Origin of the sequence: Ruegeria atlantica, assembly GCF_013032505.1 — a bacterium.
In the GTDB taxonomy this organism is placed as follows: domain Bacteria; phylum Pseudomonadota; class Alphaproteobacteria; order Rhodobacterales; family Rhodobacteraceae; genus Ruegeria; species Ruegeria atlantica_F.
The window spans coordinates 53,951-77,404 of the sequence record NZ_WQCG01000008.1; the positions used below are offsets into that span (position 1 = coordinate 53,951).

Consider the following 23,454-nt stretch of genomic DNA (forward strand, 5'->3'; position numbering starts at 1 on the left):
GCGCAGGGTCAAAACACGATGGCCAATAATAGCCGGTTTATGTCGCAGGGTCACTGACCAATCAGGGATCGTTTTATCAGGTCTTCCTGTCGCCATTTCTTCAACCCATCCACTATGCCCTGCGCCATACCTACGCGCCATTCCGGGTTTCGGATGTTCTTCAAATCGCGCGGACTGGACAAAAATCCAAGCTCGACCAGCACCGAAGGGATGTCCGCCGCCTTAAGAACAGAGAATGAGGCCGTGCGGATCGGCCTGCTGTTCATCGGGCCGCCCTGCTGGGTCATGCCGTCAGCCAGCGCCCGAGCAAGCGCGTCGGTTCGGGGCTTGGTTTCCTGACGGGCGATATCCAGCAATACGTCGGCCACTTGATCATCTGCGCCGCTCAGATCAATGCCCGAGATCAGATCACCCCGGTCATGCCTTTCGGCAAGTTTGTCACTGGCCACATCCGAAGCTTCGTCGGACAGGGTATAAACTGCTGCACCATGTGCCCGCCCTTCGGAGAGAATATCCGCGTGTAGTGAGATAAACACGTCCGCTCCCGCCCGATGCGCCAGCGCAATGCGCCGCTCTAGCGAGACGAATTGGTCATCAACACGCGTCATGACGACCTCGAACCCTCCGGTCCGCAACAGATGTTCGCGAAGCTCGCGCGCGAAGGTCAACATCAAGGTCTTTTCGTCTGAACCGTCGACCTCGGCCCCCGGATCAATGCCACCATGACCCGGGTCGAGCATGACCCGCAACGCACCTGATCCGCCACGGCGCGGTTGGGCCGGGGTTACCGCAGGCTCTGGCAAATCCCAGCCTTGTTGACGGGGTGCGCCTGCGCCAGCCGCAAATGTATCGAAATCAGTTCCTTGCAGGAGCAGTGATAGCTGCGCCCCTCCGGTCGATTGATCAATTTTCATCTCGGCGCGTTCGACCGCCAAAGGTGCGCCCAAATCCAGAACCATCCGTGACCAGCCGGGAACATATGCTCCGAATTGAACCCCGCTGATACGATCGGTCTTCAGAAAGGCCTCTCGGTCAAGTCCTGTCCAGTCAACCTCTTGAAAATCCAGCACCATTCGGTAGGGATCTTGCAACGTGAAGACGCGGTAAGGCACACCCTGGCTGAGGCCAAGATTGACCCGCACCCCGGCGCGACCTTCGTCCACAATTCGGCTGTCATCCGGCAATACGCGTGCAAGCGCGCTGAAGTCATGCGCGACGGCAGCTGTCGACAGCGCCCAGAAAAGCGCAATGGCGTAGATGATCCTGCTCATGGCCTCAAGTTTTCCCGAGATCGTTTGTCTGGCACCCTATCGCATCCGGGGCCAATTGTGAACGGCTCAAGCCTGTTCCTTGATTGCGCCGCGTTCCATCATAAACCGGTGCAGACGTTGCAGCCCCTCTTCGATGTCTGCCGTTGATCGGGCGTATGAAAACCGCAGCGTCGTATGGCCGCGCAGCGGGTCGAAATCCAGACCGGGCGTGACGGCCACACCAGCCTTTTCCAGAATCTCGGCTGCAAAGGCGCGGCTGTCATCGGTCAGGTCCGAGACGTCAGCGTAGACGTAGAATGCCCCATCGGGCGGCGCGATATTGGTGAAACCGGCATTGGGTAGCCCTTCCAGCATCAATGTGCGGTTGCGGCGATAGACGTCTAGGTTAGTCTGCAATTCACCGTCACAATCCATCGCGGCAAGTGCTGCCATCTGACTGGCGTGCGGCGCGCAGATGAACATGTTCTGGGCGATCCGTTCGACCACACGCACCTGATCCTCGGGGACCACCATCCAGCCGACGCGCCAGCCTGTCATCGAGAAATACTTGGAAAACGAGTTGATCACGTAGCACTCGTCCGTCAGTTCCAGCGCGGTAACAGCTTTGGCCTCATATTCCAGTCCGTGATAAATCTCGTCACTGATGAACGAAGCGCCCTGCCCCTGCGCGGCCTCGATTAGCGCGCCCATGGCTTTGTGATCCAACATCGTTCCGGTGGGATTGGCCGGAGATGCCACCATCAGGCCCTGCAGGTCGAGCCCTGCAAAATCGGATGGGACAGGTTGCAGGCGGTTCTCAGGCGCAGTCGGAAGGTCGATCGGCACCAATCCAAGTGCCTTCAGAATCTGCCGGTAGGACGGATAGCCCGGCGCGCCAATGCCCACGCGGTCGCCGCTGTCAAACAAGGCAGTAAAAGCCAGCAGAAACCCACCGGATGATCCCGGTGTGACCACAACGCGTTCGGGGTTCAAGTCGACATTGTACCATTCGCCGTAAAGCCGTGCGATCCGTTGGCGCAGTGCTGGCAGCCCCAAAGCAACGGTATAGCCCAGCGGGCCTTGATCCATCTCTTTGGCTAGGGCCTGAACGGCCCCCTTTGGCGCACCGGTTCCCGGTTGTCCAACCTCCATGTGGATGATGTGGCGTCCAGCCTCTTCGGCGCGGCGCGCGGCCTCCATAACGTCCATCACGATGAAGGGATCGACCCCGGATCGGGTTGAGTTTCTCATGCCCATCTCCCATGTTGCAGCCATGGCTTTTGAACGCTTATCCAGGCTGGCGTCAATCCCGGCCCTGTTGCTGATTGCAGTGACATGGATGGGCAGTGCGTTTCAGTCCAACGCTCAGAGCCTGATCCGGGACCCCGACATTGAACATGGACTGCGTGAACTGGCCTTCCCAATTCTGCGGGCCGCCGGATTAAACACCAACCGAGTGAAAATTCTGGTCGTCAACGACAGTACGTTCAACGCGTTTGTCATTGATTACAACGCGATATACGTGAATTACGGGCTGATCCTGACCGTCGAAAGCCCGGAAATGCTGCAGGCCGTGATTGCGCATGAGGCGGCCCATATCGCCAATGGCCATCTGGCCAGGCGGGTCGAAAACATGCGCGCCGCACAACGCAATGCGCAGCTGGGCACGGCGCTGGCCTTGATTGCCGCAGCTGCGGGTGGTGGTGAGGCCGCCGCGGGAATCGCCGCCGGCACAAGCGCCGCTGCCCTGCGCGGTTTCCTGGGGCACACACGGGCCGAAGAGGCGTCGGCGGATCGTAGTTCGGCCAGCTACCTGCGTGCGGCAGGGATTTCGCCCAGCGGGATGGTCGCCTTGCATCAAAAATTCGCAGGTCAGGAGTTGTTGAACACCACCAATCAAGACCCCTATATGCGATCCCATCCTACCAGCCGCGAACGCCTGCGCGCGGCTGAGGCCTTTATGGGCGAATTCAGCGATCTTGCCCAACCAAACCCAAACGCCGACTACTGGTTCGCGCGGGTCAAGGGCAAGCTGTCCGCCTTTCTCCGCTCGCCAGGCTGGACCCTGCGCCGGTCCAGGGAAGAAGACGCGCAAGACATACGTTTGATGCGCGAAGCCGCCGCCCATCACCAGAACCGCGACTTGGCCCGAGCACGGGCGGCAATCGACGGCGCGTTGGAAGTCCGACCCGATGATCCCTTTTTTTACGAGCTAAAGGGGCAAATATTACTGGAAAACAGAAAGTTGGATGACGCTATTAAAGCGTACGGGCAGGCAGTTGAGATGGCCCCGAATGATCCACTTCTTCTGGCAGGTTACGGGCGCGCTTTGCTGGCAGATGGGCAAACGACCGACGCCCTCAAGGTGCTTGAAAAGGCGCGCGCACGGGACTATCGCAATGCACGACTGATGCAGGATCTCGGCATGGCTTACGCCGAGGTCGGAAATAATGGCATGGCTTCGGCTGTGACCGCAGAACGTTATGCTCTGCAAGGCCGGTTGGCCGATGCAGGCATCCACGCAAGACGCGCCGTCGGGCAATTGCCCGAAGGTTCACCAGGTTGGCAACGGGCACAAGATGTGCTGATTGCCTCAGAACGAGCGAAGAAAAAGAAAAGGAACCGGAAATGATCCTCAGACATGCTGCACCCGCCCTTCTGGGGCTTTCCCTGATCGCCGGCCCCGCGCAGGCCTTGGACCTGAGCACCATGAGCGATGCCGAACGCGAGCAGTTCGGAGCGCAAGTGCGCGAGTACCTTCTGGAAAACCCCGAAGTGATCATCGAAGCAATCAACATCCTTGAACAGCGCAACGCCGCTGCCGAAGCCGCCGCAGACAAGGATCTGGTCGCGGCCAACGCAGACGAGTTGTTCAACGACGGCTATAGCTGGGTTGGTGGTAACCCCGAAGGCGACATCACTCTGGTCGAGTTCATGGATTACCGCTGCGGCTATTGCCGCCGCGCCGTGCCCGAGGTCGCAAGCCTGTTGGCCGCGGACGGCAATATCCGCCTTGTGATCAAGGAATTCCCGATCCTGGGCGATGCTTCGGTTCTGTCATCGCGGTTTGCCGTCGCAACCAAACATGTTGCCGGGGATGACGCTTACAAACAGGTGCATGATGCGTTGCTGGAATTCGGTGGCGAGCCGTCTGAAGTTTCGCTGCGCCGTATCTCGGACGGCCTTGGTCTGGACAGCGATGCGATAATTGCAGCAATGGACAGCGAGCAAGTTTCTGAAGAAATCACACGGACCCGCGCCCTGGCGCAACGAATGAACATCTCTGGGACGCCTTCATTTGTTTTGGGCACCGAAATGCTGCGTGGCTTCCTGCCAGCCGATCAGATGATACAAATTGCGAACGGTGTTCGGGCGGACCAGGGTTAACAAACTACGGGGCATCTCAGGTTGAGGTGTCCCAATATCGCCAATAAGTTAGGTTTCCCGCGATGAACCGACGGAATCTTCTAGTTGCCGGTGGGGCATTCGGTGTCATGAGTCTTTCAGGTCAGTCCTATGCCCAATCAGCTTCAGGCTTTTTTGTGCCTGCCGAAGAGAAGCCGCATCAACGAACATTCATGCAGTGGCCGGTTAGCCGCAAGGTCTACCGAGATTCCCATCATCTCGGCATGGTGCAACAGGTGATTGCCGATGTTGCCAATGTGATATCCGAATTTGAACCTGTGACGATGCTGGCTGCGGCCGAACATCACGCGGGCGCGCGCCAAAAGCTGACTGCTTCCGTCGATCTGTGGGATGTGCCGACCGAAGATCTCTGGTGCCGCGATTCCGGCCCGGTCTTTGTGATCAACGAAGACGGCGGCATCGCTATCCGTCAAATTCAATTCAACGGGTGGGGAAAAAAGCAAGTTCATAAACACGACGCGCGCATCGCCGCCCTGGTGGCTGAACAACTTGGCCTGCCTCTCCTGCCCTCTGGCCTGAACGGCGAGGCAGGCGGTGTAGAACAGGATGGTCACGGGCTGCTGATGGCGCATGAAAGCTCGTGGGTGAACGACAATCGCAATCCTGGTCAATCCCGCGCAGTTATTGAGGCCAAGCTGCTGGACGCCTATGGGGCGGACCGCATGATCTGGTCAGAGGGCGTTTGGGGCGAGGACATCACTGATTACCACATCGACAGCCTCGCACGTTTTACCGGACCCGGTCGCGTCCTGCTCAACCTGCCAGATGAACCGGACATGGAAGACCCCTTCCATCTTGCAGGGTTGGACACGCATGACCAGCTAGTGGCGGAAGGTTTGCAAGTAGATGTCATTCCAGAACCGGTCAGACGACGGGTCAATGACCCAGAGTTCGTAGCATCTTATGCAAATTATTATGTGTGCAATGGGGCTGTCATCATGGCTCAGTTCGGCGACGATGAAACCGACAATATCGCGCGCGACGCCCTGACGAGCCATTATCCAGGGCGCGAAGTCGTGACATTGAACGTCGATATATTAGGCGAACTTGGTGGCGGTATTCACTGCGCAACGCAACAAATGCCCGCCATCTAAGTTGGCCCGAGGGTCAATGGCGTCAACTATTCCGCCGCCTCAGCCGCAGCATCCAGTTCAGCAGCCTTTTTCTCGACCTCTTCGACGATGTGGTCGATCATCTGATCGTTTGACATCTTGTGGCTGGCCTTGCCGGCCAGATAGACCATGCCGGACCCTGCCCCACCGCCGGTGAAACCGACATCTGTCATCAGCGCCTCACCCGGGCCGTTCACCACGCACCCGATAATCGACAGGCTCATCGGGGTCTTTATATGCTCCAAACGCTGCTCCAGCGCTTCGACCGTTTTGATAACGTTGAATCCTTGCCGCGCGCAGGAGGGGCACGAGATTATATTCACGCCGCGATGGCGCAGGCCCAGAGATTTCAAGATCTCATAGCCCACCTTGATCTCTTCGACTGGGTCGGCGGACAGGCTGACGCGGATCGTGTCACCAATCCCCATCCACAACAAATTGCCTAGCCCGATGGCGGATTTGATGGTGCCTGACACCAGTCCGCCCGCCTCGGTGATGCCAAGATGGATCGGCGCATCCGTGGCCTCGGCAATGCCCTGATAGGCTGCGGCCGACAGGAAAACGTCGCTGGCCTTCACGCTGATCTTGAATTCGTGAAAGTCGTTATCCTGCAGGATGCGGATGTGTTCCAGCCCGCTTTCGACCATCGCCTCGGGGCAAGGCTCGCCATATTTCTCAAGAAGATGCTTTTCCAGGCTGCCCGCGTTCACTCCGATGCGGATTGAGCAATTGTGGTCCTGCGCGGCTTTGATGACCTCTTTCACGCGCTTTTCGTCACCGATATTTCCCGGGTTGATCCGCAGGCACGCAGCGCCCGCTTCGGCGGCTTCGATACCGCGGCGGTAGTGAAAGTGAATGTCGGCCACGATAGGAACCGGGCTTTCGCGCACAATCTCTTTCAGGGCTTTGGACGACGCCTCGTCCGGGACGGAAACGCGCACGATGTCTGCGCCCGCTTCGGCGGCTGCCTGAACCTGAGCTACAGTCCCGGCAACATCCGTTGTCAGCGTGTTCGTCATCGTCTGAACAGCGATGGGCGCGTCGCCCCCGACCGGAACGTTCCCAACCATGATCTGACGGGATTTGCGACGGTAGATATTGCGCCACGGACGGACGTGATTAAGGGACATGAGGACGGGTCCAAAATAGCTTGAGTTGCGTCTTTAAATAGTCCGCCTACCGGGCCACCGCAATGGTCAGATCATTCTGCCGGGGCTTCCGGTACTTCCGCCTGCAATTCGGCCACCAATTGTTTGAGGGCGCTGTTCTGTTCGGCCTCCAAATCGGCAACCTCATAGCGTTCCGCAACTGCATCCTTGGACAGCAGAACCCCTTTGGTCACAGTGCCAGGCGCACCAACCGGTCCGAAGTGTTCGCCGTTCATCGAGAAATAAACGGAACCTGAAGCCCCTGCGCGCAGTTGCGGTGGTTCTTCAGTCAGGGGAATTTCAAAGGTGTTACCCTGCTCGACCGTGCCCAACGTGCCTTCAAAGAGAACACTTCCATCTGCCGCACGAATGCGCATCCAAGACGGCGCAACGGCCACAATCTTCAGCGCGGTATCAACCTGTTCGACGACTTGCGGCAATGCGGGGCGCTCAACAGTGTGCACCTCGGCCACTTCGATTTTGGGCGCTTCCGGCGGGCGGAACGTGCCGACAGTACGTGGGTCCAGCGTTGCAATGGGTGCATCGCGTGCCACAAGAACCGGAACATCCAGCGCTTGTGGGCGATAGAGACGATCCAGCGCTTCGGGGGTCGGCGCTGTTGAATCCGCTGCTTCGGCAATTTCTACCGGTACGCGAGCTGCATCCAACGGGTCGAGATCGGACAGAACCACCGGGGCCTGTTCAACCGGGCTCACCTGAACCTGTTGGATTTTGTTCAATACGGCCCAACCGCCATAGCCAATGCCACCAATCACAGCCAGCAGGACCAGAGACGATCCAATGGCGCGCGGCTCAATCTGGCTGACCAGAGATTCCCTACCCGGGATGTAAGGTGTATTCGGCGAGATGAACGGATCGCGACCCATCGGCCCACGCGCAGGCAACCCGCCCGACGGTTTGCGTACGACCGAAGCTTCGGCAGACATACCATGGGCTACTTCAAATCCGCTTTCGGCGCAGAAGGTAGCAAAGGTTTCATCCGGGTTCATGCCCAGATAACGCGCATAAGAACGCACATACCCGGCGATGAAGCCGGGTGTATCAAACGCATCGGGATCCGCGTCTTCGATTGCTGCTATGTAGTTGGCTTTGATCCGCAGTTCGCGCTGAACATCCAGAAGAGACTTGCCCATGGTCGCGCGTTCTCCGCGCATCCTGTCGCCAAGTCGCACCTCATAGTCGTCAAAGCCCTTCGGCCTGACGTCCGTGTTTTCTTCGGAATCGCGCTGTGATCTGCGCCCAATCATCCCTGCTGCCCCATTCTGCCTTGCGCGTGTTACACGCCAACGGCGAATCGCCCACTTAACGATTCGTGCGTCTCTTTTGTTAGCGTAAGCTTAACACGCGACAAACGCATTGCACACTTTGGCGTGAGGTTAACCGGCAAGTTCGGCGCGATTTAGCGCACAATGTGACCAAAGTTCGTCCATCGCCTGGATCAATCGGTTCATTTCACCCGGTCCATGTATCGGTGACGGGGTAAAACGCAGGCGCTCGGTACCACGCGGCACAGTCGGGAAATTGATCGGCTGAACGTAGATACCGTGATCATCCAGCAGTTTATCGCTGAGGATTTTGGTGTGCACAGGGTTTCCAACAATCACTGGAACGATGTGGCTGCCATGATCGATAAGCGGCAGGCCCATCCCCTTCAGACGCAATTTGAGAATCTTGGCTTGGGTCTGGTGCTGCTCGCGCAGTTCAGATGCGCCTTTGAGGTATGCAACCGATGCTGCCGCACCCGCGGCTACAGCCGGCGGCAAGGACGTTGTGAAGATGAAACCCGGCGCATAAGAACGCACCGCATCACACATTTTCTCGCTGGCGGCGATATAGCCACCCATCACGCCATAGGCTTTGGCCAAAGTGCCGTTGATGATGTCGATACGATGCGCAAGGCGATCACGTTCGGTCACACCACCACCACGCGGACCATACATACCGACAGCGTGTACCTCATCAATATAGGTCAGGGCACCAAACTCGTCGGCCAGATCGCAGATCTCCTCGATCGGTCCGAAATCGCCATCCATCGAATAGACGGACTCGAAAGCGATCAGTTTGGGGGCTGCGGGATCGTCGGCCTCAAGCAATTCGCGCAGATGCGCAACATCGTTATGGCGGAAGATGCGCTTGGCACCGCCGTTGCGGCGTACGCCTTCGATCATCGAGGCGTGGTTCAACGCATCCGAATAAATAATCAGGCCGGGAAAAAGCTTTGGCAACGTGCTAAGTGTCGCGTCATTGGCAATATACGCACTGGTGAACAGCAGCGCGGCCTCTTTGCCGTGCAGATCAGCCAGTTCAGCCTCAAGCTGCTTGTGATAGACAGTGGTGCCTGAGATGTTGCGCGTTCCGCCCGACCCCGCACCGGCCGCGTCAACGGCATCATGCATTGCATTCAAAACAACCGGGTTCTGGCCCATACCTAGGTAGTCGTTGCCACACCACACCGTGATGTTCTGTTGCGAGCCGTCTGGGCGCGTGCGTACAGCATGCGGGAAATGACCGTTCTGGCGTTCGATATCGATGAAGGTACGATAACGACCTTCATCATGCAGCCTGGCAATCGCAGAATCGAGCTGAGCAGTATAGTCCACCAGTTTCTCCTTATGTGCCCGACAAAAACTTGCTGTTTGCCGAACCCTTTATTTCCCCAGATGACGGGTCTAGCCGTCCCCGCGGTTTTGCTTCCCCTTAAGTACCTTGCCTAGAGGCATTGCCGGAGTCGCAGCATTGATCTGTATCAATTATCTCTCTTAACGCCCCCCGACAAGTAAAGTTACGGCCATCAGACGCGAGGAAACGACGCAGGCGATCCCCCTGCCACACTTCCTGTTTCCAATAGTATACTCCAAATCCTGCCGATACGCACTGGACGGCGCCGCCCGTGCTGATAGGTTCCGCACCAGTTCACGCCATTCAGGAGAAGCTCATGTCGCTAGACGCTGTTCTGAGCAGGATCGACACCGATCTGACCACATCCATCGACCGGTTGATGGAATTTCTACGCATCCCGTCAATCTCGACCGACCCGGCATACAAAGAGCAGGTCAATCAGGCGGCCGATTGGCTGGTTGCAGATCTACAAAGCATCGGCATAGCCGCCGAAAAACGCGAGACCCCGGGTCACCCGATGGTCGTTGGCCATGTGGGCGAAGACGGCGACGGCCCCCATGTTCTGTTTTACGGCCACTACGACGTCCAACCCGTTGACCCGCTGGAACTTTGGAACCGAGACCCCTTTGATCCCGCCCTAGAAGACACCGAAAACGGTCAGGTCATCCGTGGCCGAGGTTCTTCAGATGATAAGGGTCAGTTGATGACCTTTGTCGAGGCTTGCCGCGCGTGGAAAGCCATCCACGGCACTCTGCCCTGCCGCATCACGTTTTTCTTCGAAGGCGAAGAGGAATCCGGCTCGCCCTCGCTGGTTCCGTTCCTGGAAGCCAACAAGGAAGAGTTGAAGGCCGATCTGGCACTGGTCTGCGACACCTCGATGGTCTCGCGTGGCGTGCCCTCCATCGCCTCGCAATTGCGCGGCATGCTCAAGGATGAATTCACCATCATCGGTCCCCGCATCGATCTGCATTCCGGTCACTACGGCGGCCCGGGCCTCAACCCGCTGCGTGAGTTGTCAAAGATCGTCGCCTCTTTCTATGACGACGAAACAGGGCGTGTGGCCGTAGAAGGGTTCTACGAAGGTGTGCACGAAGTACCCGCCGAGCAACTTCGCCAGTGGGAAAACTGCGGGTTTGATGAGGCGGAATACCTGAATTCGGTTGGCTATTCGCAGCCGCATGGTGAAAAAGGATATTCCACACTGGAGCAGCAATGGGCGCGTCCGACACTGGAAGTGAACGGTTTGTGGGGCGGCTACAACGGCGCAGGTTCGAAAACCGTGATCCCGTCCGAAGCGCACTGCAAGATCACTTGCCGTCTTGTCGGTGACATGGACCCCGACGCCCTGCGCGACAAGATCCGCAAACACGTTGATGATCGCCTGTCGCCGGACGCGAAAGTCGTCTGGGACAATGACCTGGAGGGCTCTCCTGCGTCCGTCATGAACCTCGACCGCCCAGAATTCGAAGCGGCGCGCGGCGCATTGTCCGATGAATGGAACCGCGAGGCTGTCTTTACCGGCATGGGCGGCTCGATTCCGGTCGTCGGCTATTTCGACACGGTTCTCGGGCTGGATTCGATGCTGGTCGGCTATGCCAATGATGACGACGCCATCCACTCACCTAATGAGAAGTATGACGTGAAGAGCTTCCACAAGGGCATCCGCTCGTGGGCGCGCATTCTGGATGCTTTGAACAAGTAAACAAAAAAGGCACCGCCCAATTTGCGGTGCCTTTTTTCTGAGGTTAGGCCCCTATCACATGTGAATTACGCGTCCGTAAGCGTCCAACACACTTTCATGCATCATTTCAGACAGGGTTGGATGCGGGAAGACGGTGTTCATCAGGTCCTCTTCCGTGGTTTCCAGCTGGCGTCCCACGACGTAACCCTGAATCAACTCGGTAACTTCTGCGCCGATCATGTGCGCGCCCAGCAACTCACCTGTTTTTGCGTCAAAGACTGTCTTGATCAGGCCCTCGGGCTCGCCCAGTGCAATGGCCTTGCCGTTGCCGATGAACGGGAACCGACCGACCTTGATATCATAGCCCAGTTCTTTGGCCTTGGCCTCGGAGTACCCAACCGACGCCACCTGCGGCTGACAGTAGGTGCACCCGGCAATGCTCTCGGGTTTCACCGGATGTGCGTGCTTGCCGGCGATCAGCTCAGCAACCATGACACCTTCGTGGCTGGCCTTGTGCGCCAGCCAAGGCGCGCCTGCGATGTCACCAATTGCGTAAAGGCCGTCGACTCCTGTACGGCAGAACTCATCTGTTACGACGTGGGTGCGGTCGATCCTGACGCCCAGTGCCTCAAGCCCAAGACCTTCAACATTCCCTACAATCCCCACGGCCGAAATCACGGTGTCAAAGTCGTGCTTTTCGACCTTGCCCTTAACTTCGATATGCGCGGTGACCTTGCCCTTACCACGATCCAGTTGCTTGACCATCGCTTTTTCCATGATGGTCATGCCTTGTTTGGTAAAGGCCTTCTTGGCGAGCGCACTGATTTCAGCGTCTTCAACCGGCAAGACACGATCCATCACCTCGACCACAGTCGTGTCGGCACCCAATGTATTGTAGAAGCTGGCGAATTCGATCCCGATCGCACCTGATCCGATGACCAGCAGTTTCTTCGGCATCCGCGGCGGCTGCAGAGCGTGTTTGTAAGTCCAGACCAGATCGCCGTCTGCTTCCAGACCCGGCAATTCCCGCGCTCGCGCACCGGTGGCCAGAACAATGTTCTTGGCCGCCAGTTCCTCGGTGCCCTTGTCGGTTTTGACGGTAACCTTGCCCTTCGCAGGGATCGTGGCCTCGCCCATGACCACAGTCACTTTGTTCTTTTTCAACAGGTGGCCGATGCCGCCCGACAGTTGCGCCGCAACCCCGCGCGAGCGCTTTACGACCGCGTCCAGATCATACCCAACCTTGTCCGCGCTCAGCCCAAAATCCTTCGCACGCTCCATCAGGTGGAACACTTCGGAGGAACGCAGCAGTGCCTTGGTCGGAATACAACCCCAGTTCAGACAGATACCGCCCAGATGCTCACGCTCGACCACCGCTGTTTTCAGGCCCAGCTGGGCGGCGCGAATAGCAGCCACATACCCGCCAGGGCCGGCGCCAATTACGATCAGATCAAAAGATTGTGCTGCCATGTTTCCCTCTCGGCGCAGGTCGATTCAGAAATTAGTTTACCATTAAACTAATTTTCAGAACGCATCAACATATTGCTCCCGCGACAAAACGGACGCAGGGTAAACCGGCGCGGAATGCGCAATTTTCAGCCTATACCGCACGCGAAGCTATGGCTAGAAGATACACACCGGACCTTCCCGGGCTTTGTGAAACCCAAGTCATTCGAAAGGCTTACCATGGCCAAAACGCTAAAAGATTTGTTGCTTGCCGTGCTGAATGCCACGCTTATCCTGATCGCACTTTGTCTGTTTCTGGGGTGGAAGCTGGCCTCGACGGTCGACGGAATTACAGGCAAATTTGCCGAAAAAGTTCAGATTGTAGCTCCGTTGAAGGAAGAGGTTCAGGGGATACGCGGCGAATTGACGGCATTGCGCAGCGACTTGTCATCCCTTCAGCTTAGCGGAACAGCGGCTGACAGCGCGACCGCCCGGAAACTGTCTGACGCTTTGGGAAAGCTGGATGGTCTGGAAAGCAACCTGCAAGCTGCTCAGTCCAGAATAGCTGAATTGACCGAGGCCCCGGACCAGTTAATCAACACAGCAATTGAAAACTCGGCCGACATCGTTGCCGACCGGATCATCGCAATCCGAGGCTGCGAACCGGCGTCCTAGCCGGCGGCCTGGAGCTCGCGCACTGTGGCGCCGTACCCGCCCATATCGACATAGGCGGCCTCGTGCTCGGTCATCGGGCGCGAGAGGGCGTCGTTGCGATAAGGGAACCGGCCGAACTTGCGGATCACTTCGCGATGCGCCCGTGCGTGCAACAGGTTGCCGTCGGCGCCGTCGGTCATGTTTTGACACATCAGGCGCACGCAGCGTTCCTGATCACACAGGTTTTCCGAATGCATCAATGGAAGATAGAAGAACTGGCGGGCCGGTTCGTCGATCTTCAGATCCCACCCTTTGTCCACCGCACATTTCGCCGCCGACAAAGCCGCGCGGTCTGACGCGAACGCCTTGGCCCGCCCCCGGAACATGTTGCGTGGAAACTGATCCATCAGGATGATGTATGCCAAAGCACCGCTGGGATAGGTCAACCAGAGGGAAAACTTGCCTTCATTCGCAGCCTCCCACGTAGTCAGGAACCTTTCGCGAATTTCAGCATCCAATGCGTCGTCCTGCAGATACCACCCTTTGGGACCAACTTCATCTAACCAAAAACTCAATACTTCTTCAGGACTTGCCATGCCCTTAACTCCGTCGTGTTGCCCCCCCAGGGACGTAACGTCATTAAAGTGCGTTTTACAGGTTTGTTACAGTAAAATATTGCAACACTTGCGACATATTTTCGTGTCCTAGGCAACATCTTGCGTTTCTTGCTCGGCTTCAGCGGCCTCAATGGCCACTTCCTGTGCAACCTCAAACGCAACCGGGGACGCCGTTGGATAGACGGGGGACATCGTGCCTGTTTCGTCAATTGGGATCGCCGCTCGTTGTGTCATGCGATACATCGCGTAAGCAGCCATCGTGACCAGCAAAGCGGCAATGAACAGGAAAAAGCCCGGAGGACCAAAGACTGCATCGCCCATAAGCCAACCGGTGATCAGCGGGCCAGCGATGGCTCCGAGGCCGTTGATAAACAACAGACCACCAGACGCTGCGGCCATGTCCTCGTGATCCAGAAAGTCATTCGCATGGGCAATCAGCAATGAATACAAGGGGTTCGACATACCGCCGATCACAAATGCCACGCCCAGCAGGATTGGAAACGTAACCCCGAACACCATGCCGACAAAAGCCGCGCAACCACCAACCCCTGCAACAAGCATAATCAGGAAGCGGCGATCCATGCGGTCAGACATCCACCCCAATGGATATTGCAAGACCAGAGCACCGATATAGAAAGCGGCAATGAAAGTCGAAATCTCGACCAGTGTCAGGCCTGCGCGGGCACCGTATACCGACGCCATCCCGAACTGCGCGGAGAACACGCCACCCAAAAGAAACATGCCGACACAGCCCAATGGCGAATAACCGAACAATTCGCGCAGTGTCATTGGCTTGGTTGTGTCAAAAGCTGGTGTAGGCGAAATCGACAGCAGAATTGGCGCAAAAGAGACTGAAACCAGAATGGACGCGATCACAAAGGTGTCGAACCCGGCCGGATCGCCCAACAAAACCAAGCCTTGTGCGCTGATGATGCCAGTCATCTGGAAGATCATATAAAGGGACAACGCCTGGCCACGGTTCTCGTTGCTCGCTGCATTGTTGAGCCAGCTTTCCGCAGTGACGTAAACTCCGGAAAAACAGAAACCGATCACGACACGGCCAAGAATCCAGATAACCGGGTCGGTCATCAACGGGTACATGATCATCACAGCCGAGATGAACGACGCCAGTGCCGCAAAGACCCGCACATGCCCGACGCGGCGGATCATTTCCGGCGCGAGACGCGACCCGCCTAGGAAGCCGACAAAGTAGGCCGACATCACGAACGACATTTGCAGGGTCGAGAAACCCTCAATCTCGCCGCGAACACCCAGAATTGTCCCCTGAAGGCCGTTTCCGACCATCAACAAACCCATACCGAGCAATAGCGCCCATGCGCTGGAAAGGACCTGAAGCATTAGGGTCTCCGAATATTTCCGACCAAGATTATGGCACCGTTTTGCAATCAAAAACGGCTTTGGTCATGCTTGTCTACGACATTGGAAAGATTCGATCCCGACAACGCGTCCCTTACGGGATCAAAAGCGACGCATCCCCGTACGAGAAGAACCGGTAATTCTGTTCAATTGCATGCGCATACACATTCCTCATACGCTCTTGCCCCATCAAGGCCGAAACCAGCATCAACAGGGTAGACTTCGGAAGGTGAAAATTGGTCATCAATGCGTTGGTCACGTGAAATTTGAAGCCAGGGTAGATGAAGATATCAGTCTCACCTTCCCACGGCTCGATCTGCCCCGAGCGCGCCGCGCTTTCGATCAGACGCAGTGCGGTGGTGCCAACCGGGATGACGCGCCCGCCGGCCGCCTTGGTCTCACGTATCTCTTGCGCGGCGGCGGCGCTGACACTGCCCCACTCTGCGTGCATCTTATGCGTCGTCACGTCCTCGACCTTGACCGGCAGAAACGTCCCCGCGCCCACATGCAGCGTAACATGGGTAAATACGATGCCGCGCTCGCCCAGCGCCTGTATCAATGCCTCGTCAAAATGCAGCGAGGCCGTGGGGGCTGCGACCGCGCCGGAATTGCGGGCCCAGATTGTCTGGTAATCCGTCTTGTCCTGCTCATCCGCTGGTCGCTTAGCGGCGATGTAAGGCGGTAGCGGCATTGCACCGGCTTGTTCCAGCGCCGCATCGAAATCGTCGCCAGACAGGTTGAATCGCAGATACGCCTGCCCGTCTTCGACCCGTTCGAGACTGGCGCTAAGCTGATCCGAGAACTGAATATCTTCGCCTAACTTTACCTTTTTCAGCGGCTTGATCAGGGAAGCCCATGTGCCGTTAGCCTGCGGATCCAGAAGGGTCGCCTCAATCGCGGCTGAAACAGGGCCCTGTGCGCTGTCGCGATGGCGCCGCCCGTTCAGGCGCGCGGGAATAACCCGCGTGTCGTTCAGTACTAGGCGGTCGCCGGGCTTCAGCCAGTTTGGCAGATCAAAGACATGTGCGTCCGAGATCGCATCACCATCGGCCACCAGCAGGCGCGCGCTTGAGCGTGGGCTGGCGGGACGTGTGGCAATCCGGTCTTCTGGCAGATGGAAATCAAAATCGCTGAGTTTCATAGCCGCGCCATACAATTCCGGATCAGATTCAGCAACAGCCCATTCTGATGCCTGGGGTCACATTCAGAAGCCTGGGGTCAGTTGTCACGTGGCGGAGACCCAAACGTCTTTTTGGGCTCATCCGGCTTTTGTCGTTGTGCGTTGGGACCATCTGATACAGTCGGCGCCGGGGCGCGCAGCAAGTTGCGTAAGAACAGGGGGGCAAGGCCCGACAGTGGGTTTACCGAAACCTTTGGTTTGGTCAGTGGCCCTGTCAGACTGTAATTGAACCCAATTATGCCCTCGCCCTTTTTCGTAAACACACTTCCAATCGCGTTCACCAGGTAGATTGGCGAGATCGCACCACGCAGGTTCAGCATACCCGCAACCGTGTCGACCGTTCCGTCAAAGGACAAGCCGATCGACGGACCGACGGCACTACCGCTCAGGACCTTGATCTCGGTCGGGGTTATCCGCATGCGGCTGTCGATGGTTGAGAAAAAGATCCCCTGCCCCGTCATCTCGTCCAACAGCCCTACAAGACTGATTGCGTCAAGCAGCGCGGCCATTGCAGGTGCGTCGGTAATGCGTGTGTTCACGATTTTTAGGATGACATCATAGTTTCCCGGTGCGCTGACCGGTTCCAACTGCAAATCCAAACCGCCGCCACGAGCCTGCGTGATTACACCAGCTGACCTTAACACGGCCCCGGCATCGCCAGATTTGATGTTTACAGCGCTACCGCTGTCTCGTGGGCTCACCTGCCCACTGACCGCAGCACCGCCATTCACATTTGCGGTAAATGTGCCGTTCACGCCCCCTGTGGTTTGGAACGCGCCCCGGAACCCTGTTAGCGCAATGTCTTCAGTCACCTGAAGGCGGTCCAACAGGACGTCGACCCTTGGTCCGGGGCCGGACCCACCGCCGCCACCGCCCTCACCAAAGGTTGCGAGGCCCAAATTCAAGACACCCCCCTGAACGACGATATTGGGAACAGACCCGCCGGTGTTGATCAATTCCGCCGGAACTGCCAGCCAATTGCCCAAATCAAACGAACTGAACCGAATCCGGTCAAAGGCACCCCCGTCCCGGAAAAAGATCGACGCTGAAGTGCGCAGCCCCGCCACATCAAGTGTCAACTCATCCACACTGGTCTTTTCACCCAACGTGGCGTCCAGCGTCATCTTTCCGGTCGCCCCCGTACCTTTGCGCCAACCAAGTTCCGGAATAGCCAGACCGACCCCCGCAAGGTCCGAGGTCGCCGAAAGCTTGATCGGTTCATCCGCACCGATGCCTACGGTAATGTTCGCCGTACCTTTCCCGGTAAGCATGCCCGATGGCAGCGGCACGTTCAGCTCGCTCAGTAGCAAGGGTGACAGCTCGATCTGTCCAGTTAACTCACTGCGTTGTGGTCCCGCTCCGCCGATGGGCTGATGCCACGCGACCTGCATAGGCACTTGACCAAACAATCCATAGCCGTCGATTTCAACCTCGGTCTGGTTTCCGGACAAGTTCAATCGGTCTGCGCTGACCGAATAGCCGGGGACAAGCTTGTCACTTTGGACATTGTCGATTTCGCCAGTGTAGTGGAACTCGGTGTCTTGAAACTTCAGCCCTTTTTTCAAGGGCAACGACAAGGTGCCAGTCAAGCTGACGTCACCCGCAGCCAGATCAACCGGCAGGTTGGCTTTGCTCATCAAGCTTAATGGTGGACGGTCCAGTAGCGATAAAGCTGCCTCGACACTACCGCGCGCCTGAATCCGTGCAATCGCGGGCGTTCCGCCCTTGGCTGTTGTATCCGGTATAATGAACGACGTCCCCGAGGCATCAACCGCCCCTCCCTGATCGGCGATGACAACGCCCTTTTCAGCGGTGACAGTGAAACGGTCCTTCAACAGGCTGAGTCGACCTTGCCCGTCCTCGATCAGCGGTAAGGTCTTGGCAAACCTGATCTTGGCCTTTTCGAACCCGAGGCCAAGATAGAGATCCGGCTTACTGCCTGGATGCAGGCGAAGAGAAAACTCCACATCCGAAAACTGACCTTCGTACAGGTTTTCCGACACCCATTTTCGCGGGTTCGGCGCCAGCTTCTCGGGCCAGTACCGCAATAGATTCTCGGATCCCATTCTGTCCAGTTGTGCATCCAGCTGGGCATCCCAGCCATCTGGCTGGCCGATCAGCTTACCCGTCGCGTGCAGCTCGTGCAGGGCATCCGTGACGGTCAACTGCCCAAGCTGAAGCTCAAACGGAGCAAGCTTCAACTGAAAATCCAGATCTGCCCGCGCCGTTTCCAACGATTCCGGGAACAGCCCGCCGGGATAGATGTCGATACTGTTCAGGGTCAGCTGGGACGTCAGGCTTTCAAGCACCCCATTTTCGACGCCGTTCAGGTAAGCTTTGCCTTCGGCCTGCACGGCACCCAGATCGGATACAACCGAGGCCTCGTTGAATTCCAGAATCTGCCGTGCCGGGTCATAGGTGAAATAGGCCCGCGCAGATTCGAACCCGATAGGACGCGTCTCAGGTCTTGGCTGCAGGACGCCCTCGCCCAGATTCAACGTTGCAAAAAGCGGGCCCAGCGCGGCTTGTCCGTCAACACTGCCCCGCAACGCGCCGGAAATCGGTGCTTTGAGCACCTGCAACCAGGCCAGCGCAACGCTTTGGGTGGCAATGTCTTCCGAGGGAAGATCAGTTATCGACACGCCAAAACTGGCCTGCGGGGTACCAAGCACGCTGGTATAATTTGCTTCGATCGTGCTGGCGTAATCGCGGCCGGTCAGAACCGAAAAGCCGGTCGCCAGCCGCATTTCATCCCCATCCCGGATGATTGAGATATGTCCGCCGTCAATAACCCATGCGCGCCCTAGCCGCAGATCCTGGTAGTCCAGCGTCAACGATTCAAGATCCACCGACCGCAAACCCGAAAGGATCGGGGACAGAAACACATCATCTGATTCCGCGATGAGTTGTGCCAGCGTTGGGGCCTTCTGAACCGGTGTACTTCCCGACCCGACGGTGAGCGACAAGGCGCCGTCCTCACCGCGGGTCAAGGCGATCTGCGCGCCACGCAACACAATCCGCCGGGGCCTGATCTGGCCACGCAGCAATGCGCGCATCGACAACCGGGTCCGCAAGTCCGACACTTGGGCGATCTGCTGCCCTGCCGCGTCACTGATGGTTACATCTGTCAACCGAATACGCGGACGCCAGTTTTCGTTTACGATGAAGCTGGCGTCACCAAAGGTGAATTTCAAACCGCCAAGGCTGCGCTCAAGACGTTCTTCTACGCTCTGCTTGACCCAATCCGGCGCGTGCAGCTGTTTCCCGATCAGAAAGAACCACCCTGCGCCAGCCAGCAGGCACAGCAATAACAAGGATCCAATGCTCCAGCGCGCGGCAATATGACGGCGTGACCGGCGACGCACAGGCATCTCGGTCAGGTCACCACTTGCGTCTTCGTGCTGAGCCAATTTTTTATCCAAGTCTTTCAACCCGCTCGCGTCGCCCTATTATGCCGGGCAGCACTTAAAATCCTTTAGCGGAGTTTCCAATGCCCGACGTAACAGACATCGCCCCTGATTTCACATTACCCCGTGACGGCGGCGGCGAGGTGACCCTTTCGGATCTGCGCGGCGGCACCGTCGTGCTGTTTTTCTATCCCCGTGATGATACGCCGGGCTGCACCAAGGAATCCATCGGTTTCTCGGAACAACTTCAGGAGTTTGCCGATGCAGGCGCTCAAGTTTTCGGCATCTCGCGGGACAGCGTCGCCAAGCACGACAAATTTGTAGCCAAGCACAGCCTGACGACCCCGCTGTTGTCGGACGAAGGGTCTTCGGTCTGCGAGGACTATGGAGTCTGGGTTGAAAAGAATATGTATGGCAAGAAATCCATGGGGATTCAGCGCTCGACCTTCCTGATCGATGCCGAGGGCAAGATCGCCAAGGTCTGGCGCAAAGTCAAAGTCCCCGGCCATGTGGAAGAAGTGCTTGCGGCGGTGCGCAGCCTGTAATCCTCTCGACCACGGTCGTCATCCGGTTTAAGAGCCGTCCATCTCAATCTACGGAGACAAAGCGGTGTCCAAAACACTGACCCAGATGGCGACCGAAGTCCTGACAACAGCAGATGGCCGGGAAAAAACTGCCCTGTCCAAACGCCATGCCGCCGCCTGGTTCGCATCACGCAAGGGCGACACGCCTGAAATCGAGGTCGGTACCGCAATTCCTCCGCTGAACCCCGCTCGCCCGGACAAGCCCGAGTTACTGTCACCCCGTGAAGTTCCAAAGCGCAAACCCGGAACCGAGGCCGGGCGTATCGCTCTGTTGCACGCGGTTGCGCATATCGAGCTGAACGCCGTGGACCTGCACTGGGACATCATCGCGCGGTTCGGCCACGTGCCGATGCCAGTCGGGTTTTACGATGACTGGGTCAAATGCGCCGAAGAAGAATCGCGGCATTTTGAGATGGTCTGTGATTGTCTGGAAAATATGGGCAGCCACTATGGCGCCCTGCCCGCACATGCTGGGATGTGGCGCGCCGCCGAGGATACGACTGAAGACCTGATGGGACGGCTGGCAGTTGTACCCATGGTCCTGGAGGCCCGCGGACTGGACGTGACACCCGGCATGATCGACATATTCCGCAAAGCTCAAGCCGAAGAGGCAATCGCCGCGCTGGAAGTCATCTATGCCGAAGAAGTGGGCCACGTCGCCTATGGTTCAAAGTGGTTTCACTTCCTGTGCGGGCGTGAAAATGCCGATCCCAAGGATGTGTTTCACGAGTTGGTGCGCCAGTACTTCCATGGCGTTCTGAAACCTCCGTTTAACGAAGAAAAACGGGCCGAGGCCGGACTGCCGCCGGATTTCTACTGGCCACTGACGGAAGATCTGCCGCTTCCGGGACAGACGTAATAACCCTGCTCAAGTTGACGTTATCGGCAATTTCCCGCCTAGAATCGGCGGCAAAAACCTGTAACGCAAGGTCGATTTGTTAACAAACTTGCCCAAAGCCCCCTCTCCCTCTATGCACTTCGCCCAAGGGACGGCTATCACTCACGACCGATCCCGATCTTTGGGGATGGAGAGGTAGGACGCGTGAGAACACGTCTGGCAATTAAGTTACATTCACTGTTCGAGCGGCACTTTCCCGAGCGCCGTGTCTTTCTGAAATCAGATAGCGATACGCGATTTATCCGGCTCAGCTCGGAAACGCAGGTTTTTGCCGTTGCCGGGGTCGCGTTATTCGTAGGATGGACGGCGGTTGCGACCGCGATCCTTTTGATGGACAGCATCGGATCGGGGAACTTCCGAGAGCAGGCGAAACGCGATCAGGCGACCTATCAGGAACGCCTGAATATCATGTCTGCAGAACGGGACGTGCGCGCGCAAGAAGCTCTGGCAGCTCAGGACCGGTTCAATGCAGCGCTTGAGCAGATTTCGGCCATGCAGTCAGAATTGCTGGCATCGGAAAACCGCCGCCGCGAGCTTGAAACCGGGATCGAAGTCATCCAGACCACACTGCGTGCCACCATGAAACAGCGCGAAGAAGCCCGGACAGAATTGGTCACGCTGCAGCAGGAAGCTGGCGAAGGTGATATGTACCTGGCCGCCGTTTCCAACCCTGAGCAGATGAACTTCATGACCGAGGCGCTGTCCCGCACCGCCGAAGAACGAGACCAGATTGCGGCGGACGCCAAGGACGCACTGGAACAGCGTGACGATCTTGAGCTGGAAATCCGGCTGATGCAGGAACGCAGCGACGAGATATTCCGCCAACTGGAAGAGGCGATGGTGATCTCGGTTGAACCACTGGACAAGATGTTCCGCCAGGCCGGCATGCCCACCGACCGCATCATCGAAGAAGTCCGCCGCGGATACAGCGGCATGGGCGGCCCCCTAACCCCTATTTCTTTTAGCACGCGCGGTGAGGAACTGACCCCCGACGAGATCCGCGCAAATACTCTGCTGCAACAGATGGATCAGTTGAACCTGTATCGAATTGCAGCAGAGAAAGCGCCGTTTGCAAGTCCCGTCAATTCCGTCGTGCGATTCACGAGCGGTTTCGGGACGCGCCGCGACCCCAAGACAGGTGGTCGCCGCATGCATAACGGCGCTGATTTCGCAGGTGCCCATGGCACCGACATTTTTGCCACCGCCGACGGTGTGGTCACCCACGCCGGCTGGCAGTCCGGGTTCGGACGGTTGGTAAAAATCAAGCACGCGTTCGGAATTGAGACACTTTATGCCCATAACACGAAGATACGTGTGAAGGTTGGTCAAAGGGTCTCGCGCGGGGATCATATTGCTGATATGGGTAGCACCGGACGGTCGACCGGCACGCATTTGCACTATGAAGTTCGCGTGAACGGAAAACCTGTTAACCCAATGACTTACATCAAGGCTGCGAGAAATGTTTTCTAAGAGCAAAATCAACGAGCCCGCATCCAATGCACCCGAGGCGGCGAAACCTGCCGCTCCGGCGACTCCGGCTGCCCCTGCACCGGCAGAAACCAAAGCCAGCACTGCGCCCAAGCCCAAGCCGCCGGCGTCGGTTCTGTCCTCGGACCTGCACATCACGGGTAACCTAAAGACTTCGGGCGACATCCAGGTCGAAGGCACTGTCGAAGGCGACATCCGCGCGCATCTGCTGACAATCGGCGAGACCGCGACTATCAAGGGCGAAGTCACCGCCGACGACGTCGTGATCAACGGCCGTATCGTTGGCCGCGTCCGTGGTCTGAAGGTGCGCCTGACGTCGACAGCACGTGTTGAAGGCGACATCATCCACAAGACCATCGCAATCGAAAGCGGCGCGCATTTCGAAGGATCGGTTCAGCGTCAGGACGACCCCCTGAACCCAGGCCGTAGCGGCAAGTCGGGCGCGAACCCGGCGGCCGAGGCCAAGCAGTAACACGTACTGCCTTCCAATGTTTCGAACGCCGCGGGGAAACCTGCGGCGTTTTTCATTTGACGGGGACTAAGGTT

General features: G+C 57.6%; 19 protein-coding genes. 9 read left to right on the forward strand and 10 right to left on the reverse strand.

The features are described 5' to 3' along the window. Window positions 1-50: 50 nt before the first annotated feature. The gene (locus GOW92_RS20955) at window positions 51-1,271 is read right to left on the reverse strand and encodes an N-acetylmuramoyl-L-alanine amidase (RefSeq protein ID WP_170564450.1); all 1,221 of its coding nucleotides are present in this window, start codon (window positions 1,269-1,271) and stop codon (window positions 51-53) included. Window positions 1,272-1,337: 66 nt separating this feature from the next. Continuing rightward, window positions 1,338-2,501, reverse strand: coding sequence for a pyridoxal phosphate-dependent aminotransferase (locus tag GOW92_RS20960; protein WP_170564453.1), 1,164 nt, complete (start codon window positions 2,499-2,501; stop codon window positions 1,338-1,340). Here GOW92_RS20960 and GOW92_RS20965 point away from each other — a divergent pair. The 3 genes from GOW92_RS20965 (at window position 2,500) to GOW92_RS20975 (ending at window position 5,770) form a co-directional block, all read left to right on the forward strand. Further along, complete coding sequence (locus GOW92_RS20965; protein WP_170564455.1) at window positions 2,500-3,882, forward strand: M48 family metalloprotease; 1,383 nt, start codon at window positions 2,500-2,502, stop codon at window positions 3,880-3,882. The two genes, GOW92_RS20960 and GOW92_RS20965, sit on opposite strands and share 2 nt — an antisense overlap. Beyond that, window positions 3,879-4,637: a DsbA family protein gene (locus tag GOW92_RS20970; RefSeq protein WP_170564458.1), complete on the forward strand. Its 759-nt coding sequence runs from the start codon at window positions 3,879-3,881 to the stop codon at window positions 4,635-4,637. Before GOW92_RS20965 ends, GOW92_RS20970 begins: the two co-directional genes overlap by 4 nt. A gap of 62 nt (window positions 4,638-4,699) precedes the next feature. Further along, window positions 4,700-5,770, forward strand: a complete 1,071-nt coding sequence (locus tag GOW92_RS20975; protein WP_170564461.1) for an agmatine deiminase family protein — start codon at window positions 4,700-4,702, stop codon at window positions 5,768-5,770. 26 nt (window positions 5,771-5,796) lie between these two features. Here GOW92_RS20975 and ispG read toward each other — a convergent pair whose 3' ends face one another. The 3 genes from ispG to hemA all read right to left on the reverse strand — a co-directional run bounded on the left by ispG (window position 5,797) and on the right by hemA (window position 9,557). Beyond that, entirely contained in the window at window positions 5,797-6,918 is a 1,122-nt protein-coding gene (gene ispG / locus GOW92_RS20980) for a flavodoxin-dependent (E)-4-hydroxy-3-methylbut-2-enyl-diphosphate synthase (protein ID WP_170564464.1), read from the reverse strand. A gap of 71 nt (window positions 6,919-6,989) precedes the next feature. Then, window positions 6,990-8,204, reverse strand: a complete 1,215-nt coding sequence (locus GOW92_RS20985; RefSeq protein WP_170564468.1) for a helix-turn-helix domain-containing protein — start codon at window positions 8,202-8,204, stop codon at window positions 6,990-6,992. A 129-nt stretch (window positions 8,205-8,333) separates the two neighbouring features. Further along, window positions 8,334-9,557 carry a 5-aminolevulinate synthase gene (gene hemA / locus GOW92_RS20990; protein ID WP_170564471.1) on the reverse strand — a complete coding sequence of 408 codons (1,224 nt, stop codon included), beginning with the start codon at window positions 9,555-9,557 and terminating at the stop codon, window positions 8,334-8,336. A 335-nt stretch (window positions 9,558-9,892) separates the two neighbouring features. Between hemA and GOW92_RS20995 the strand changes: the two genes are divergently transcribed. Beyond that, entirely contained in the window at window positions 9,893-11,278 is a 1,386-nt protein-coding gene (locus tag GOW92_RS20995; protein ID WP_170564473.1) for a dipeptidase, read from the forward strand. Window positions 11,279-11,332: 54 nt separating this feature from the next. Here GOW92_RS20995 and lpdA read toward each other — a convergent pair whose 3' ends face one another. Further along, window positions 11,333-12,727, reverse strand: coding sequence for a dihydrolipoyl dehydrogenase (gene lpdA, locus GOW92_RS21000; RefSeq protein ID WP_170564476.1), 1,395 nt, complete (start codon window positions 12,725-12,727; stop codon window positions 11,333-11,335). 216 nt (window positions 12,728-12,943) lie between these two features. On the opposite strand from lpdA, the gene GOW92_RS21005 reads away from it, so the two are divergent. Next, window positions 12,944-13,378 (forward strand): hypothetical protein, encoded by a 435-nt coding sequence (locus GOW92_RS21005; RefSeq protein WP_170564479.1) that lies wholly within the window; start codon window positions 12,944-12,946, stop codon window positions 13,376-13,378. Here the strand turns inward: GOW92_RS21005 and GOW92_RS21010 are convergent. From GOW92_RS21010 to GOW92_RS21025, 4 genes are all read right to left on the reverse strand, one after another. After that, window positions 13,375-13,953, reverse strand: a complete 579-nt coding sequence (locus GOW92_RS21010) for a DUF924 family protein (RefSeq protein WP_170564482.1) — start codon at window positions 13,951-13,953, stop codon at window positions 13,375-13,377. The two genes, GOW92_RS21005 and GOW92_RS21010, sit on opposite strands and share 4 nt — an antisense overlap. A gap of 108 nt (window positions 13,954-14,061) precedes the next feature. Further along, window positions 14,062-15,333 (reverse strand): MFS transporter, encoded by a 1,272-nt coding sequence (locus tag GOW92_RS21015; protein ID WP_170564485.1) that lies wholly within the window; start codon window positions 15,331-15,333, stop codon window positions 14,062-14,064. Window positions 15,334-15,445: 112 nt separating this feature from the next. Beyond that, window positions 15,446-16,492, reverse strand: a complete 1,047-nt coding sequence (gene queA, locus GOW92_RS21020; RefSeq protein WP_170564488.1) for a tRNA preQ1(34) S-adenosylmethionine ribosyltransferase-isomerase QueA — start codon at window positions 16,490-16,492, stop codon at window positions 15,446-15,448. A 77-nt stretch (window positions 16,493-16,569) separates the two neighbouring features. Continuing rightward, window positions 16,570-19,953: a YhdP family protein gene (locus tag GOW92_RS21025; RefSeq protein ID WP_254453106.1), complete on the reverse strand. Its 3,384-nt coding sequence runs from the start codon at window positions 19,951-19,953 to the stop codon at window positions 16,570-16,572. A gap of 68 nt (window positions 19,954-20,021) precedes the next feature. Between GOW92_RS21025 and GOW92_RS21030 the strand changes: the two genes are divergently transcribed. The 4 genes from GOW92_RS21030 (at window position 20,022) to GOW92_RS21045 (ending at window position 23,380) form a co-directional block, all read left to right on the forward strand. Beyond that, entirely contained in the window at window positions 20,022-20,483 is a 462-nt protein-coding gene (locus tag GOW92_RS21030) for a peroxiredoxin (RefSeq protein ID WP_170564491.1), read from the forward strand. An 85-nt stretch (window positions 20,484-20,568) separates the two neighbouring features. After that, entirely contained in the window at window positions 20,569-21,381 is an 813-nt protein-coding gene (locus tag GOW92_RS21035) for a ferritin-like domain-containing protein (RefSeq protein ID WP_170564823.1), read from the forward strand. 183 nt (window positions 21,382-21,564) lie between these two features. Next, the gene (locus tag GOW92_RS21040) at window positions 21,565-22,890 is read left to right on the forward strand and encodes a DUF5930 domain-containing protein (RefSeq protein WP_170564494.1); all 1,326 of its coding nucleotides are present in this window, start codon (window positions 21,565-21,567) and stop codon (window positions 22,888-22,890) included. Then, window positions 22,880-23,380 carry a bactofilin family protein gene (locus GOW92_RS21045; RefSeq protein WP_170564497.1) on the forward strand — a complete coding sequence of 167 codons (501 nt, stop codon included), beginning with the start codon at window positions 22,880-22,882 and terminating at the stop codon, window positions 23,378-23,380. The genes GOW92_RS21040 and GOW92_RS21045 overlap by 11 nt, the downstream gene beginning before the upstream one ends. Window positions 23,381-23,454: the final 74 nt, after the last annotated feature.